The organism is Rathayibacter sp. AY1E3 (genome assembly GCF_002932235.1).
Lineage (GTDB): Bacteria > Actinomycetota > Actinomycetes > Actinomycetales > Microbacteriaceae > Rathayibacter.
The window spans coordinates 23,157-37,843 of record NZ_PSVN01000003.1 but is presented as its reverse complement, the minus strand read 5'-3'; the positions used below and the strand labels follow the sequence as shown (position 1 = coordinate 37,843).

Sequence of the window (14,687 nt, the reverse complement as noted above, 5' to 3'; positions counted from 1 at the left end):
GAGCGTGACGGAGGCGGAGCATGACGGCAGCACCCCCGGTCCTCCGGAGCAGCAGGCCCGTCGCCCGGAGGCGCCCTCGCGCCGCAACCCCGGTCGTCCGCCGCGCCGCCGCTCTAGAATCGCTCGTGATGACTCGCGACGACGAACCCCGCACCACCCCCGCCGACGAGGCTCCCGAGCCCGCCGACGCGGAGCAGACGATCGTGGAGACCGTCGAGGAGTCGCTGGACGACGCCCCGGTCGAGGCTCCCGTCGATCTCCGCTCCCTCTTCGAGCAGCAGGCGCTGCCCTTCATCGACCAGCTCTACGCGGCCGGTCTGCGGATGACGAAGAACCCCTCCGACGCGCAGGACCTCGTGCAGGAGACGTTCGCGAAGGCGTTCGGCGCGTTCCGCCAGTTCGAGCAGGGCACCAACCTGAAGGCCTGGCTCTACCGCATCCTCACGAACACGTTCATCAACTCGTACCGCAAGAAGCAGCGCGAGCCCTACCAGAGCGCGATCGACGAGCTCGAGGACTGGCAGCTGGGCGGGGCCGAGTCGACCACGGCCACTTCCAGCCGCTCGGCCGAGGCGGAGGCGATCGACCACCTCCCCGACACCGCGGTGAAGGAGGCGCTCCAGGCGATCCCGGAGGACTTCCGGCTCGCCGTCTACTTCGCCGATGTCGAAGGCTTCTCCTACCAGGAGATCGCGGACATCATGAAGACCCCCGTCGGGACCGTCATGAGCCGGCTGCACCGCGGCCGGCGCATGCTGCGCGAACGACTCACCGACTACGCACGCGAGCGCGGATTCCGCGCCGCATTCACCTCCGGGAGCACGAAATGACCGACAGCGGCTGCACGAAGGCGAAGGCCGAGCTCGAGGAGTACCTCCACAACGAGCTGTGCAAGGAGGACGCCGCCGACATCCGCGAGCACATGGCGGGATGCGTCGACTGCGCCGATGAGGCGAAGGTCGGCGTGGTGCTGACGGTCGCCGTGCAGCGGGCGTGCAAGGAGACGGCGCCGGAGGACCTCCGCGCCCAGGTGCTCGGCATGCTCCGCGACGAGCACGCCGCGCACTCCCAGGCGCCCGCCCGCCTCTAGGCGCCGCACGACCCGGGGAGCCCCGGCCGTTCGAGACCTCCCGCGCACCGCGGGCCCTCGAGGGGCCGGGGCTCCGTCGTGTCCGGCGGCCTCCGGGCGCCGCGGCACCCGCACGTCGCGCGCGCTCCTGCCGGTCTCTGCGGGCCTGCGGTCAGGCACGGTCCGCCCGCAACGCGACGGGCCCGCCGGAACACGAGGTTCCGACGGGCCCGACCGCGTCGTGCGGACCGCGGATCAGCGGGTGAGCGCCCGCGACAGCAGGTCGGCCTGCTCGGAGGCGTGCCGCTTGGCCGAGCCGGCCGCGGGGGAGGCCGCGGAGGGCCGCGAGACCACGCGCATGGACCGGCCCAGCTTCGGAGCGACCTCGAGGGCCATGAACGGCCAGGCGCCCTGGTTCTCGGGCTCGTCCTGCACCCAGACGAGCTCCGCGTCCGGGTATCGCTCGGCGATGCCGCGCAGCTCCTCGATCGGCGCCGGGTAGTACTGCTCGACCCGGACCAGCGCGATGCCGTCGTCGGGCTTCTTCTCGAGCTCCGCCTTGAGGTCGTAGTGGACCTTGCCGGCGTGGAGCAGGACGCGCTTCACGGCGGAGGCGTCCTCGATCCGCGCGTCGTCGATCACCGGCTGGAAGCGGCCCGAGGTGAAGTCCTCGACCGGGCTCGAGGCTCCGCGCAGGCGCAGCATCGCCTTCGGGGTGAAGACGATCAGCGGTCGGCGGGGCCGGGAGTAGGCCTGGCGGCGCAGCAGGTGGAAGTAGGACGCCGGCGTCGACGGGCGCGCGACGGTCATGTTCCGCTCCGCGCACATCTGCAGGTAGCGCTCGATCCGCGCCGACGAGTGGTCGGGGCCCTGGCCCTCGTAGCCGTGCGGGAGCAGGAGCACGAGCGACGAGCGCTGCCCCCACTTCTGCTCGGCCGAGGAGATGAACTCGTCGATCACGATCTGGGCGCCGTTCGCGAAGTCGCCGAACTGCGCCTCCCACAGCACGAGCGAGTCGGGCCGCTCCACCGAGTAGCCGTACTCGAACGCCATCGCCGCGTACTCCGAGAGCAGCGAGTCGTAGATCCAGAGCCGGGCCTGCTGCTCGGACAGGTTCATGAGCGGCAGCCACTCCTGGCCGTTCTCGCGGTCGTGGAGGACCGCGTGGCGCTGGACGAAGGTCCCGCGGCGCGTGTCCTGGCCGACGAGGCGCACAGGGGTGTCCTCGAGCAGCAGGGAGCCGAGCGCGAGCAGCTCGCCGAAGGCCCAGTCGATGGAGCCGGAGCGGCTCATCTCCCGGCGCTTCGCCAGCAGCTGCTGGAGCTTGGGGTGCACGGTGAAGCCCTCGGGCGGCGTCGTGAACGCGTCGCCGATTCGCGTGACGACCTCGGTCTTCACGCCGGTGACCTCGGGCTCGCCCGGGTAGTCCTCGCCCTGCTGCGCGTCGGGCAGCTCGAGGTCGGCCACGGAGTCGCCGTCGGCGGTGATCACGGGGATCGCGCCGGTCTGCGCGGCGTGGGTCTCGGCGAAGGCGCGCTCCAGACGGTCCTGGAAGTCCTGGTGGGCGCGGTCGTACTCCTCCTCGGTGATGTCGCCGCGGCCGACGAGCGCCTCGGTGTACAGCTTGCGGACCGAGCGCTTGGCCTCGATCAGGCTGTACATCAGCGGCTGGGTCATCGAGGGGTCGTCGCCCTCGTTGTGCCCGCGCCGGCGATAGCAGATCAGGTCGATGACCACGTCGCGGTGGAACCGCTGGCGGTACTCGAACGCGAGCTGCCCGACGTGGACGACAGCCTCGGGGTCGTCGCCGTTCACGTGGAAGATCGGCGCCTGGATCGTCTTCGCGCCGTCGGTCGAGTAGATCGAGGTGCGGGCCTCGTGAGGGGGAGTCGTGAACCCGACCTGGTTGTTGATGTTGATGTGGATCGTGCCGCCGGTGCGGTACGCCCGCAGCTGCGACATCTGCAGGGTCTCGACCACCACGCCCTGGCCCGCCATCGCGGCGTCGCCGTGCACGAGGATCGGCAGCGTGGTGAAGGTGCCGATGGGCTTGCGGTCCTGCTTGGCGCGGACGATGCCCTCGAGCACGCCGTTCACGGCCTCGAGGTGCGAGGGGTTCGCCGCCAGGTAGACCGGGATCTCCTCGCCCGCAGCACCGCGGAAGGTGCCCTCGGTGCCGAGGTGGTACTTCACGTCTCCGGAGCCCTGGACCGTGCGCGGGTCCTGGGTGCCCTCGAACTCGCGGAAGATCTGGCCGTAGGTCTTGCCGGCGATGTTGGTCAGCACGTTCAGGCGGCCGCGGTGGGCCATGCCGATCGCCACCTCGTCGAGGTGCTCGTCGGCCGCGCCCTGCAGGACGGCGTCGAGCAGCGCGATGAGCGACTCGCCGCCCTCGAGCGAGAAGCGCTTCTGGCCCACGTACTTGGTCTGCAGGAAGGTCTCGAAGGCCTCGGCCTCGTTGAGCTTGCCCAGGATGCGCAGCTGCTCGTCGTGGCCCGGCTTCTCGTAGCCGCGCTCGAGCTTCTGCTGCATCCAGGCGCGCTGCTCCGGGTCCTGGATGTGCATGTACTCGACGCCGACGGTGCGGCAGTACGAGTCGCGGAGGATCCCGAGGATGTCGCGCAGCTTGAGCTGGCGCTTGCCGCCGAAGCCGTCCGTGACGAACTCGCGGTCGAGGTCCCAGAAGGTGAGGCCGTGGCTCTCGATGGCGAGGTCGGGGTGCGAGCGCTGCACGTACTCCAGCGGGTCGACGTCGGCCATCAGGTGCCCGCGGACGCGGAACGAGTTGATGAGCTCCTGCACGCGGGCGGTCTTGGAGACGCGCTCGGCGAGGTCGACGGCGATGTCCGTGGACCAGTGGATCGGGTCGTAGGGGATGCGCAGCGCGGCGAAGATGTCCTCGTAGAACCCGCGGCCGCCGAGCAGGAGCTCGTGCACGATCTTGAGGAACTCGCCCGAGCCGGCACCCTGGATGACGCGGTGGTCGTAGGTCGAGGTCAGGGTGATGGTCTTGCCGATGCCCAGCTCGACCAGCGTCTTCTCGGACGCGCCCTGGAACTCCGCCGGGTACTCGAGGGCGCCGGCTCCGATGATGCAGCCCTGGCCCTTCATCAGGCGGGGGACGGAGTGGACCGTGCCGATGCCGCCGGGGTTCGTCAGCGAGAGCGTGGTGCCCGCGAAGTCGCCGGCGACGAGCTTGTTGCCGCGCGCGCGCTTGACCAGGTCCTCGTAGGCCGAGAGGTAGGCCGTGAAGCTCAGCGTGTCGGCGCGCTTGATGCTCGGCACGAGCAGGGCGCGCGTGCCGTCGGGCTTCGGCATGTCGATCGCGATGCCGAGGTTGACGTGCGCCGGGGCGACGACCGCGGGCTTGCCGTCGACCTCGTCGTAGAACACGTTCTGGCTCGGGAAGTCCTTGAGCGCGCGGATGAGCGCCCAGCCGATCAGGTGCGTGAACGAGACCTTGCCGCCGCGGGTGCGGCGCAGGTGGTTGTTGATGACGATGCGGTTGTCGATCATCAGCTTCGCCGGGATCGTGCGGACGCTCGTCGCGGTGGGGATGCTGAGGCTGGCGTCCATGTTGGTCGCGAGGCTCTTCGCCATGCCGCGGAGCGGGGTGACGACGTCCTCGTCCGGCGTCGAGTCCTCGGCGGAGGGCTTGCTCACCGGAGCGTCGGCCGGGATCGGCTGCGCCTTCGGCTGCTTCGACGTGGTGCGGGAGGCGGGGGTCGACTCGGAGGAGGAGGCCGCGGCGGGATGGGTCACGGCGCCTCCGCCGCTCGACGAGACGCGCTCGGCGGCAGCGGCGGGCTTCGAGGCGGCGGGCGCGGGGGCCGCGGCGGGAGCCGGAGCCGGAGCGTCCTTGCCGGAGTTCGCGAGCTGGGCGCCGTAGCGCTCCAGGATGGGCCACCAGGACTCGTCCACCGAGGCGCGGTCGGCGCTGTACTGCTCGTACAGCTCCTCCACGAGCCACTCGTTGGCTCCGAAGTCCTCCGCGCCCTGCTCTGTTCCTGCTCCGGTCAACTGGCTCGACACAGCCGATCGCCCACTCTCTCCGTTGATTCGTCCTCGATCATCCGGACGGGCCCGTCGCATCCCTCGGCGCCTGCCACCGCGGCGGAGGAGGTCGTCCTCGCACCAGCGGGAACCGGTGCCGTCGCCTGGTCCCGTCCCGGTCGCCAAGCCTAGCCCCGTTCCCTGCACGGCCGACCCGGGGCCGCGCCGGAGTAGCGTTTCCCCCATGCGTTTCTCCGGCGGAACACCCTCAGGCGACCTCACCTACTCGGACGTCTTCCTCGTCCCCGGCCGCTCGTCGGTGACGAGCCGCCTCGACGTCTCGCTCGCACCGGGCGACGGCACCGGGGCGACGATCCCCGTCGTCTCCTCCAACATGAACTCGGTCACCGGTCAGCGCCTCGCAGCGACGCTCGCGCGCCGGGGCGGGCTCGGCGTCCTCCCGCAGGACATGCCCCTGCAGGCGCTGGACGCCGCGATCCGCTGGGTGAAGCGCCAGCCGGTCGCCTTCTCCGGCGCCCTCACCGCCTCGCCGGCGACGACCGTGGAGGAGGCGCTGCGCATCCTGCCGGCCGTCGCCGGCCACGGCTTCGTGGTGCAGGAGGAGGGCGGCGCGATCCTCGGCTGCGTCCCGGCCGCGCGCCTGGCGACCGCGCTGCCGGACGCGCGTCTGGGCGACCTGGTGCACTCCGCCACCCCCTCGATCGACGCCGACGACGTGCCCACCGCGCGGGCCGCCTTCGACCTCATGGTGGCCGCCGACCTCGACTTCGCCCCGGTGCTGCACCACGGCGCCCTGGTCGGCACGCTGTCGCGCACCGGCGCCCTCCGCTCCACCGTCTACGACCCGGCGCTCGACGCGGACGGGCGTCTGCGCGTCGCGGCGGCGATCGGCATCAACGGCGACGTCGAGGCGAAGGCGCGCGCGCTCGTCTCCGCGGGCGTCGACGTCCTCGTCCTCGACACCGCGCACGGCCACCAGGAGGGGATGCTCCGGGCGCTCCGGACGGTCTCCGCGCTCGATCTCGGAGTGCCGATCGCGGCGGGCAACGTCGTCACGGCCGACGCGGTGCACGACCTCGTCGACGCGGGAGCGGACATCCTCAAGGTCGGCGTCGGCCCCGGCGCGATGTGCACCACCCGGATGATGACCGCGGTCGGCCGCCCGCAGTTCTCGGCCGTCCTCGAGACGGCCGAGCGCGCGCACGAGCTGGGCGCCCACGTCTGGGCGGACGGCGGTGTGCGCTACCCGCGCGACGTCGCCCTCGCGCTGGCCGCGGGCGCCGCCTCCGTGATGATCGGCTCCTGGTTCGCCGGCACGATCGAGGCTCCGGGGGAGCTGCGCAGCGACGCGGCCGGCCGGGTCTACAAGGAGAGCTGGGGCATGGCCTCGGCCAAGGCGGTGCAGGAGCGCTTCGACCGCCTCGACGCCTACGAGCTCGCCCGCAAGCGCCTCTTCGCCGAGGGCATCTCCTCCTCCACCATCTACCTCGACCCGCTGCGGCCCTCGGTCGAGGACCTGCTCGACATGATCACCTCGGGGGTCCGCTCGTCCTTCACCTACGCCGGCGCCCGGAGCGTGGCCGACTTCCACGAGCGGGCGCACGTGGGCCTGCAGTCGGCCGCGGGCTACGAGGAGGGCAAGGCGCTGCCGGTCAGCTGGTGAGCGGGCGCCGCGTGCTAGAACCGAGCCCATGACCATCGTCGACAACGCCGTGTACGTCGACGGCCGCCGCATCCGGAACCCCGACTCGCTCGAGGACACCTTCGAGCTGATGCGCGACGAGCACGGCATGGCCTGGATCGGCCTCTACCGCCCGACGCGCGAGGAGGTCGAGGCGGTCGCCGAGGAGTTCGGGCTGCACCCGCTCGCCGTCGAGGACGCGCTGACCGGGCACCAGCGGGCCAAGCTCGAGCGCTACGACGACGGGCTCTTCGTCGTGCTGCGGCCGGCGCGCTACGCGGACGCCGCCGAGACGGTCGTCTTCGGCGAGCTGCACGTCTTCGTCGGCCCCGACTTCGTGGTCACCATCCGGCACGCCGACTCCCCGGACCTCGCCCGCGTGCGCCGCCGCCTGGAGGAGGATCCGGCCCTCCTCGCCCGCGGGCCCGAAGCGGTGCTCTACGCGATCCTCGACCAGGTCGTCGACGAGTACGCGCCGGTGGTGTTCGGCGTCCAGGGCGACGTGGACGAGATCGAGGACCAGCTCTTCGGCGACGACTCCGACGACGGGCTCTCCGAGCGCATCTACCGGCTCTCGCGCGAGGTCATCCACTTCCAGCGCTCGGTGCAGCCGCTGACCGCCCTGCTGCACGAGCTGCTGCAGGAGTCGACGCCCGTGGAGGGGGAGCCCTCGCCCTCGCCGGAGCGGATCGAGCTGCGCCGCTCCCTCCGCGACGTGCTCGACCACACCATCCGCGTGACGGAGGCGGTCGACTCCCTGCGCGCGATCCTCGACAAGGCGCTCACGGTGCACTCGACGCTCGTCTCGCGCCGGCAGACCGAGACCGGGCTCGCCCAGAACGACGTGGTCCGCAAGATCTCCTCGTGGGCGGCGATCCTCTTCGCCCCGACGCTCGTGGCCGGCATCTACGGGATGAACTTCGACGACATGCCGGAGCTGCACTGGCGGCTCGGCTACCCCTGGGCGCTGGGCCTGATGGTGCTGTTCGGCTTCGCGCTCTACGCGGTGTTCAAGCGGAAGAAGTGGCTCTGAGCCGCCGCGTCGGAGCACGCCCGGCGGCGCTCCGCGGCGGGTAGACTCGGCGCCACAATGGACGACCCTCCCTCTGCGCATCCGGCCTGTTCCGCTCGCCGCCGTGCTCCTCGGACTCCCGCTCGACGCTCCGGTGCCGCCGCTCCGCCGGCCCGCACTGTCCGGCCCTCCTCGCACCTCCCTCTCGTGACCGGGGGCGACCACCGTGGGAACTGAGTGGCTCCTCCTCGGCGTCGGCCTGCTGCTGACCCTGGGCACCGGCGTCTTCGTCGCCAGCGAGTTCGCGCTGGTGAACCTCGACCGGGCCGACCTCGAGGCCCGTCGCGACCGCGGCGAGACGCGCCTGGGCATGACCATCGCGGCCCTGCGCGTCACCTCCACGCACCTCTCGAGCGCGCAGCTGGGCATCACTCTCACGACGCTGCTCACCGGCTACACGATGGAGCCCGCCCTCTCGACGCTGCTCCAGGAGCCGTTCAGCGGACTCGGCATCCCGGAGGAGGCGCTCGCGCCGGTCATGACGGTGGTCGCCATCGTCATCGCGACCCTGCTGTCGATGATCCTCGGCGAGCTGGTCCCCAAGAACTTCGCCCTCGCCCTGCCGCGGGCGACCGCGAAGCTCGTCGTGCCGCTGCAGACCGCGTTCACGACGGTGTTCCGCCCGGCCGTCGCCCTGCTGAACGGCAGTGCGAACGCCCTGCTGCGCCTGGTCGGCATCGAGCCGAAGGAGGAGCTCTCGGGCGCCCGCAGCGCCGAGGAGCTCTCGAGCCTCGTGCGCCACTCCGCCAGTGCCGGACTGCTCGAGGAGGACACGGCCGACCTGCTCGGGCGCACCCTCCGCTTCTCCGCCCTCACCGCGGGCGACGTGATGACGCCGCGCCTGCGCCTGTCGACGGTCGAGCGCGCGAGCACCGCGCAGGACGTGCTCGACCTCGCCCGCACCACCGGGTTCTCGCGCTTCCCGATCACGGACGACGACATCGACGACATCGTCGGAGTCGTGCACGTCAAGCAGGCCGTCGCCGTGCCCCGCGGCAAGAGGTCCGACGTGCCGGTCACGGCGCTGCGCTCCGAGCCGCTCCGCGTCCCCGAGACCATGAAGCTCGACGTGCTGCTCACGGAGCTGCGCGGACGCGGCTTCCAGCTCGCGGTCGTCGTCGACGAGTACGGCGGGACGGCGGGCGTCGCCACGCTCGAGGACCTGGTCGAGGAGCTGGTCGGCGAGGTCGCCGACGAGCACGACCGCTCCCGGGCCGACGTCGTCAAGCTCCCCGGCTCCACCACCTTCCCCGGCATGCTCCGCCCCGACGAGGTCCTCGACCGCGCCGGCGTGCACATCCCCGAGGAGGGGCCCTACGAGACGGTCGCCGGATTCGTGATGAGCGAGCTCGGCCGCCTCCCCGCCGTCGGCGACCGGGTCGACGTCGAGGGCGGCTCGCTGCGCGTCGAGCGCCTGGACGGCCGCCGCATCGACCGCCTCCGCTTCACGCCCGACCCCGACGCGGATCCCGACGGGATCCCCGATCCGCTCGCCGACGTCGCCCGCGGACACCGCGGACGGAAGGAGTCCGACGATGAGTGACTGGGCCGGAATCGCCTGGCTCGTGGTGCTCCTCGCCGCGAACGCCTTCTTCGTCGGAGCGGAGTTCGCGGTCATCTCCGCGCGCCGCTCCCAGATCGAGCCCCTCGCGGAGAGCGGACGCCGCAGCGCGATCACCGCGCTCGCCGCGATGGAGCACGCCACACTGATGCTCGCGACCACGCAGCTGGGCATCACCGTCTGCTCGCTGCTGATCCTCAACGTGAGCGAGCCGGCGATCCACCACCTGCTCGAGGTGCCGCTGCACGCCGTCGGCATCCCCGACGAGCTCTCCGGCACCGTCGCCTTCGTCATCACGCTGCTGATCGTGTCGTTCCTGCACGTGGTGCTCGGCGAGATGGTCCCCAAGAACATCTCGTTCTCGATGCCCGACCGCGCCGTGCTCCTCCTGGCGCCGCCGCTCGTCGCCATCGCCCGGGTCCTCCGCCCGATCATCGTCGCCCTCAACGCGGTCTCGAACGGAGTGCTCCGCCTCTTCAAGGTGGAGCCCAAGGACGAGGCGAACAGCACCTTCACGCTCGAGGAGGTGCAGACGATCGTCGACCAGTCCACCCGCGAGGGCACGCTCCGCGACTCGACCGGGACCCTCCTCGCCGCGTTCGAGTTCACCGAGAAGAAGGTCCACGACGTCGCCCTGCCCCTCGACGGGATCGTCAGCCTCCCCAGCGGAGCGACCCCCGCCGACGTCGAGCGCGCCGTCGCCAAGCACGGCTTCTCGCGCTACGTGATCCTCGGCGAGGACGGCACCCCCGAGGGCTACATCCACCTCAAGGACGTCCTCGACCTCGACGGCGACACGGAGGGCGCCAAGTTCCGCCTCCCCGTCCCCGCCAAGCGCATCCGCCAGCTCGCCTCGATCTTCGAGGCCACCGACCTCGAGGACGCCCTCGCGATCATGCGGCGCACCGGCGCCCACCTCGCCCGGGCGTTCGACGAGCAGGGCCGCGCCACCGGAGTGCTGTTCCTCGAGGACATCATCGAGGAGCTCGTCGGCGAAGTCGACGATGCCACCCGCCGCTAGGCGCGGGCCGCGGAGGGGCCGTCTGCGGCGTTGTCGTCGGGCGCGATACCGCCGGTATCGCTTCCTCCTCCGCCTTGCATCCGACCCCTCCGCGGCCCGCGCCCGCGGGTGCTGGAGGATCGTTCGCGGCGTTGTCGTCGGGCGCGATACCGCCGGTATCGCTTCCTCGTCCGCCTTGCATCCGACCTCTCAAGCACCCGCGCCCCCTCTGGAGCAAGGGGAGAGGGGTGCGGCTGCGCCGGCACGGTCTGTTGGGACGCGCGGCTGCGCCGGCACGGTGCGGGGAGGGGTGCGGCTGCGCCGGCACCGGGCGGGAACCGGGCGGCCCGGTCGCAGGGCGACGTAGGGTGGCGGGATGGGTGAGCGGGTCGGGACGGCGGAGGCGGCGCGGAGCATCAGGGTGCCGCGGGAGGACGACGACAAGTACACGCGCGGGGTGCTGGGGATCGCGACCGGGTCGGAGCGGTACCCGGGAGCGGCGGTGCTCGGCGTCGAGGCGGCGGTGCGGACGGGAGTCGGCATGGTCCGCTATCTCGGACCGGAGCGGCCCGCGGGACTGGTGCTCGCCCGGCGGCCGGAGGTCGTGACCGCGGTGGGGCGCGTGCAGGCCTGGCTCGTCGGCTCCGGCACCAGCGCCGAGGACCGCAGCGACGAGGAGCGGCGCACCCTGATCGAGCAGCTGCACTCGGGAGTCCCGGTGGTGCTCGACGCGGGCGCGCTCGACCTGATCGACGAGGCCGCAGGCCCGGTCGTCATCACGCCGCACTACCGCGAGCTCGCCGGAGTGCTCGGCCGAGCGGGTCTGGACGCGGACGCCGCGACGATCGCCGAGGCCCCGGGGGAGTGGGCGCGCCGGGCGGCGGACCGCCTCGGAGTCTGCGTGCTCCTCAAGGGCGGCACCACCCACGTCGTCGCGGGCGGCGTCGAGCTCGAGGTCTCCGGATCCACGCCCTGGCTGGCGACCGCGGGCAGCGGCGACGTCCTCGGCGGCGTGCTCGGCGCACTCCTCGCCGGTCGGGTCGCGGACGCCGAGGCGGCCGGGGCGACTCTGACCGCGGAGGACCTCGCCCCCGTGGCCGCCGCGGCCGCCGTCCTGCACGCGGAGGCCGGACGGAGCGCCTCCGCCGGCGGCCCGATCGCCGCGCTCGACATCGCGGAGCACCTGCCCGGAGTGGTCGCCGCACTCCTGCGCTGACACGCCCGTCGGACGAGCGCTGAACCGAACCGGGACCGCCGCCGTTGTCCTGGAGGAAGCGACGCCCGCGGCCCGGCTCACCGGCTCCGCACCGCCGCCTCATCGGGTGCTCGAAGCGAGCACCTCTACCGTCGGATCCGCCGCGTCCGCCTTGACCAGGAGAACAGACATGACCGCGAAGACCACGACTCCCGCCCGCTACGCCCTGACCCTCCTCGCCGGCGCCGGCACCCTCGCCGCGCTCGCCGCCTGCTCCAGCACCACCACGACCGGGAGCGACGCCGCCGACGCGGCGACCACCACCGCTCCGAGCACCGCCACCAGCTCCGCCCCCGAGGCCACCGGCGCCGCGTCCTCCGCCGCGAGCGGCAGCAGCTACGCCGACGGCACCTACGAGACCGAGGGCGCCTACACCTCGCCCGGAGGGAACGAGAAGGTGGGCGTCTCGCTGAGCATCGCCGACGGCGTCGTCACCGACGTGACCGTGACCCCGGAGTCGGAGAACCCCACCGGCCAGCAGTACCAGTCGCGCTTCGCGGGCGGCATCGCGGGCGAGGTCGTCGGCAAGCAGCTCGACGAGCTGAAGGTCTCCAAGGTGTCGGGGTCCTCCCTCACCTCCGGCGGCTTCAACGACGCCGTCGAGACCATCAAGGCCGATGCCACGGCCTGACGCCCCGACGGTCCTCGGCCACGCGTGGCGGTTCGACGCGATCGGCACCGGCTGGCAGATCGACACCGCCGAGCCGCTCGAGCCCTTCCACCGCTCGCGGGTCGAGGCGCGCATCGCGGAGTACGACCGCACCTGGTCGCGGTTCCGTGACGACTCCGCCGTCTCGCAGCTGCGGGTCGGAGGCGAGCACGTCTTCCCCGACGAGGCGGCCGACCTCTTCGCACTGTACGACGTGCTCGACGAGCTGACCGGCGGGGCGGTCACCCCCTTCGTCGGCGGCTCTCTCGAGCAGCTCGGCTACGACTCCGCGTACACCCTCGTCCCGCGCGGACCCGCCGTCCCCGCTCCCTCCTGGGCCGCCGCCCGACGCGGGGCGGCGGGACTGCGGGTCGAGCCCGGGACCGTCGTCGACGTCGGCGCCGCGGGCAAGGGCCAGCTCGTCGACCTCGTCCTCGAGGAGCTCGACGGAGCCGGGCCCGCCGTCGTCGACGCGAGCGGCGACCTCCGGGGCATCGGAGCCGGACCCGTCCGGGTCGGCCTCGAGCACCCGTGGGACCCGAGCAGCGCACTGGGAGTGGCGGTGCCCGGCGACCGCGCGCTCTGCGGCTCGGCGAGCAACCGCCGCGCCTGGGGCAGCGGCCTCCACCACGTCCTCGACGGGCGGACCGGAGCTCCTGTCGAGAGCATCGTCGCCGCCTGGGCGGTGGCCGACACGGCCCTCGTCGCCGACGGGCTCGCGACCGCGCTGTTCGTCTGTCCGCCCGAGGCCCTCGCCGAGCGCTTCGACTTCGAGTTCGTCCGCGTCCGCAGCGACGGCACCCTCCACTACTCGCCTTCCTTCCCCGGAGAGGTCTTCCGATGATCGGCACCTTCGACCGCGCCCTCGGCCGCGTCACCACCTACCGGCTGGTCTGGATGACGCTCGCCGCGCTCCTGCTCGTCGCCGTCGGCTACGCCGCAGCCGGCCTGATCTTCTCGACGCCGCTCGAGATCCTCGGCACGACGCTCGTCGCCGTCGCCTCGACGGCCCTGGTCAGCGCGGTCCTCGCGCGGCTGTTCCGCAGCCGCGCGCACCTGGAGTCCTCGCTCGTCACCGGTCTGCTGATCGCCTGCCTGCTCTTCCCGACGGCCGACCCCCGCGGGCTCGCCGTGATCGCGCTCGTCGGCGCGATCGCCGCCGCGTCCAAGTACGTCCTGGCCTGGCGGGGCCGCCACCTCTTCAACCCGGCCGCGGTCGCCGTGCTGATCATCGGCTTCACCGGGCTCAACGCCGGAGCCTGGTGGATCGCCAGTGGCGCGATCTGGCCGTTCGTCGTCGTGGGTTCCCTCCTGATCGTCGCGCGGGTCCGCCGCTGGGCCGTCTTCGCCGTCTTCGTCGTCGTCGCCGGCGGGGTGTCCGTGCAGCAGGCGGTGCAGAACGGCCAGGACCTCGGCGCCGCGGCGGCCCTGGTCCTCACGGCCTACCCCTTCGTCTTCGCCGGCGCCTTCATGCTGACGGAGCCGCTCACGCTCGCGCCGCGCCGCTCGCAGCAGCTGATCATCGCGGTCGTCGCAGCGCTCGTGGCGAGCGTCCCCTTCCACATCGGCGTCGTCTCCGCCACTCCGGAGCTGGGCCTCGTGGTCGGCAACGCCCTCGCGTTCGCCTTCGCATTCCGCCAGCGTCGGCGGCACACGCTCGAGCTCGCCTCGACCCGCGTGCTGGCGCCGGGCATCGCGGAGTACCGCTTCCGCTCCCGCTCGCCGCTGACCTTCGAGCCGGGCCAGTGGCTCGAGCTCGACCTGCCGCACCGCGCCGACAGCCGGGGCAGCCGGCGCACCTTCTCGGTCTCCTCCGCTCCGTCCGACGGCGAGATCGCGATCGCCCTGCGGATGCCGGAGAAGGCGAGCAGCTTCAAGCGCGCCCTCGCCGCTCTGGAGCCCGGCGACTCGCTCCGGGCGACGAGCGTCGGCGGTGACTTCGTCCTGCCTGCCGATCCCGCCGTGCCACTGCTGCTGGTGGCGGGCGGCATCGGGATCACCCCGTTCGCCAGTCAGCTCCGCTCGCTCGCGGACGGTCCGCGGCGCGACGTCGTCGTCGTGGTCGCCGCGCCGAGCCTCGCCGAGGTCGCGTACCGCGACCTGCTGCAGGAGTCGGGGGCCCGGGTCGTGCTCTGCTCGAAGGAGGCGCCGACCGACCTGCCCGCACGGTGGTCGCACGTCACAGGCCGACTGACCGCCGAGCTGCTCGCGGACGCGGTGCCGGACGCCGGTCGCCGTGTGGGCTACGTCTCCGGGTCGCCGTCGTTCGTCGACTCGGTCCGCGGCGCCCTGCGCGGTGCCGGGGCGAAGCGGATCCGCACCGACGCGTTCGCCGGTTACTGAGTTCATCGGGTCGTGATGCCGTCTGCTGACGCCCGGCGGCGAC

The 14,687-nt window shown here is 72.5% G+C and carries 11 protein-coding genes; 10 read left to right on the top strand and 1 reads right to left on the bottom strand.

Going from position 1 to position 14,687, the window contains the following annotated elements:
* The first annotated feature begins 128 nt into the window (after positions 1-128).
* Positions 129-830, top strand: a complete 702-nt coding sequence (locus tag C5C53_RS03110) for a sigma-70 family RNA polymerase sigma factor (RefSeq protein WP_104224117.1) — start codon at positions 129-131, stop codon at positions 828-830.
* Positions 827-1,090, top strand: coding sequence for a zf-HC2 domain-containing protein (locus C5C53_RS03105; RefSeq protein WP_104224116.1), 264 nt, complete (start codon positions 827-829; stop codon positions 1,088-1,090). The genes C5C53_RS03110 and C5C53_RS03105 overlap by 4 nt, the downstream gene beginning before the upstream one ends.
* Positions 1,091-1,324: 234 nt before the next feature.
* Here the strand turns inward: C5C53_RS03105 and C5C53_RS03100 are convergent, their stop codons facing one another.
* On the bottom strand, positions 1,325-5,101 hold the full coding sequence (locus C5C53_RS03100) for a multifunctional oxoglutarate decarboxylase/oxoglutarate dehydrogenase thiamine pyrophosphate-binding subunit/dihydrolipoyllysine-residue succinyltransferase subunit (RefSeq protein WP_181069048.1): 3,777 nt from the start codon (positions 5,099-5,101) through the stop codon (positions 1,325-1,327).
* 205 nt (positions 5,102-5,306) lie between these two features.
* On the opposite strand from C5C53_RS03100, the gene C5C53_RS03095 reads away from it, so the two are divergent.
* The 8 genes from C5C53_RS03095 to C5C53_RS03060 all read left to right on the top strand — a co-directional run bounded on the left by C5C53_RS03095 (position 5,307) and on the right by C5C53_RS03060 (position 14,644).
* Positions 5,307-6,746, top strand: coding sequence for a GuaB1 family IMP dehydrogenase-related protein (locus C5C53_RS03095; protein WP_104246650.1), 1,440 nt, complete (start codon positions 5,307-5,309; stop codon positions 6,744-6,746).
* Between the two features lie 28 nt (positions 6,747-6,774).
* Complete coding sequence (gene corA / locus C5C53_RS03090) at positions 6,775-7,797, top strand: magnesium/cobalt transporter CorA (protein ID WP_104266800.1); 1,023 nt, start codon at positions 6,775-6,777, stop codon at positions 7,795-7,797.
* Positions 7,798-8,002: 205 nt separating this feature from the next.
* On the top strand, positions 8,003-9,379 hold the full coding sequence (locus C5C53_RS03085) for a hemolysin family protein (protein ID WP_104225499.1): 1,377 nt from the start codon (positions 8,003-8,005) through the stop codon (positions 9,377-9,379).
* A complete protein-coding gene (locus C5C53_RS03080) occupies positions 9,372-10,418 on the top strand; it encodes a hemolysin family protein (RefSeq protein WP_104224111.1) in 1,047 nt (348 codons plus the stop codon). The genes C5C53_RS03085 and C5C53_RS03080 overlap by 8 nt, the downstream gene beginning before the upstream one ends.
* Positions 10,419-10,773: 355 nt before the next feature.
* A complete protein-coding gene (locus C5C53_RS03075) occupies positions 10,774-11,613 on the top strand; it encodes an ADP/ATP-dependent (S)-NAD(P)H-hydrate dehydratase (protein WP_104266799.1) in 840 nt (279 codons plus the stop codon).
* Positions 11,614-11,782: 169 nt separating this feature from the next.
* The gene (locus C5C53_RS03070) at positions 11,783-12,283 is read left to right on the top strand and encodes an FMN-binding protein (RefSeq protein ID WP_104266798.1); all 501 of its coding nucleotides are present in this window, start codon (positions 11,783-11,785) and stop codon (positions 12,281-12,283) included.
* Positions 12,270-13,145, top strand: coding sequence for an FAD:protein FMN transferase (locus tag C5C53_RS03065; protein ID WP_104232783.1), 876 nt, complete (start codon positions 12,270-12,272; stop codon positions 13,143-13,145). Before C5C53_RS03070 ends, C5C53_RS03065 begins: the two co-directional genes overlap by 14 nt.
* Positions 13,142-14,644 carry an oxidoreductase gene (locus C5C53_RS03060; RefSeq protein ID WP_104232782.1) on the top strand — a complete coding sequence of 501 codons (1,503 nt, stop codon included), beginning with the start codon at positions 13,142-13,144 and terminating at the stop codon, positions 14,642-14,644. Before C5C53_RS03065 ends, C5C53_RS03060 begins: the two co-directional genes overlap by 4 nt.
* Positions 14,645-14,687 lie beyond the last annotated feature (43 nt).

Excerpts from the sequence above, each read along its gene's own strand:
- C5C53_RS03095 (WP_104246650.1), top strand. The coding sequence starts at position 5,307 with ATGCGTTTCTCCGGCGGAACACCCTCAGGCGACCTCACCTACTCGGAC.
- C5C53_RS03110 (WP_104224117.1), top strand. The coding sequence starts at position 129 with ATGACTCGCGACGACGAACCCCGCACCACCCCCGCCGACGAGGCTCCC.
- C5C53_RS03060 (WP_104232782.1), top strand. The coding sequence starts at position 13,142 with ATGATCGGCACCTTCGACCGCGCCCTCGGCCGCGTCACCACCTACCGG.
- C5C53_RS03065 (WP_104232783.1), top strand. The coding sequence starts at position 12,270 with ATGCCACGGCCTGACGCCCCGACGGTCCTCGGCCACGCGTGGCGGTTC.
- corA (WP_104266800.1), top strand. The coding sequence starts at position 6,775 with ATGACCATCGTCGACAACGCCGTGTACGTCGACGGCCGCCGCATCCGG.
- C5C53_RS03070 (WP_104266798.1), top strand. The coding sequence starts at position 11,783 with ATGACCGCGAAGACCACGACTCCCGCCCGCTACGCCCTGACCCTCCTC.
- C5C53_RS03080 (WP_104224111.1), top strand. The coding sequence starts at position 9,372 with ATGAGTGACTGGGCCGGAATCGCCTGGCTCGTGGTGCTCCTCGCCGCG.
- C5C53_RS03075 (WP_104266799.1), top strand. The coding sequence starts at position 10,774 with ATGGGTGAGCGGGTCGGGACGGCGGAGGCGGCGCGGAGCATCAGGGTG.
- C5C53_RS03105 (WP_104224116.1), top strand. The coding sequence starts at position 827 with ATGACCGACAGCGGCTGCACGAAGGCGAAGGCCGAGCTCGAGGAGTAC.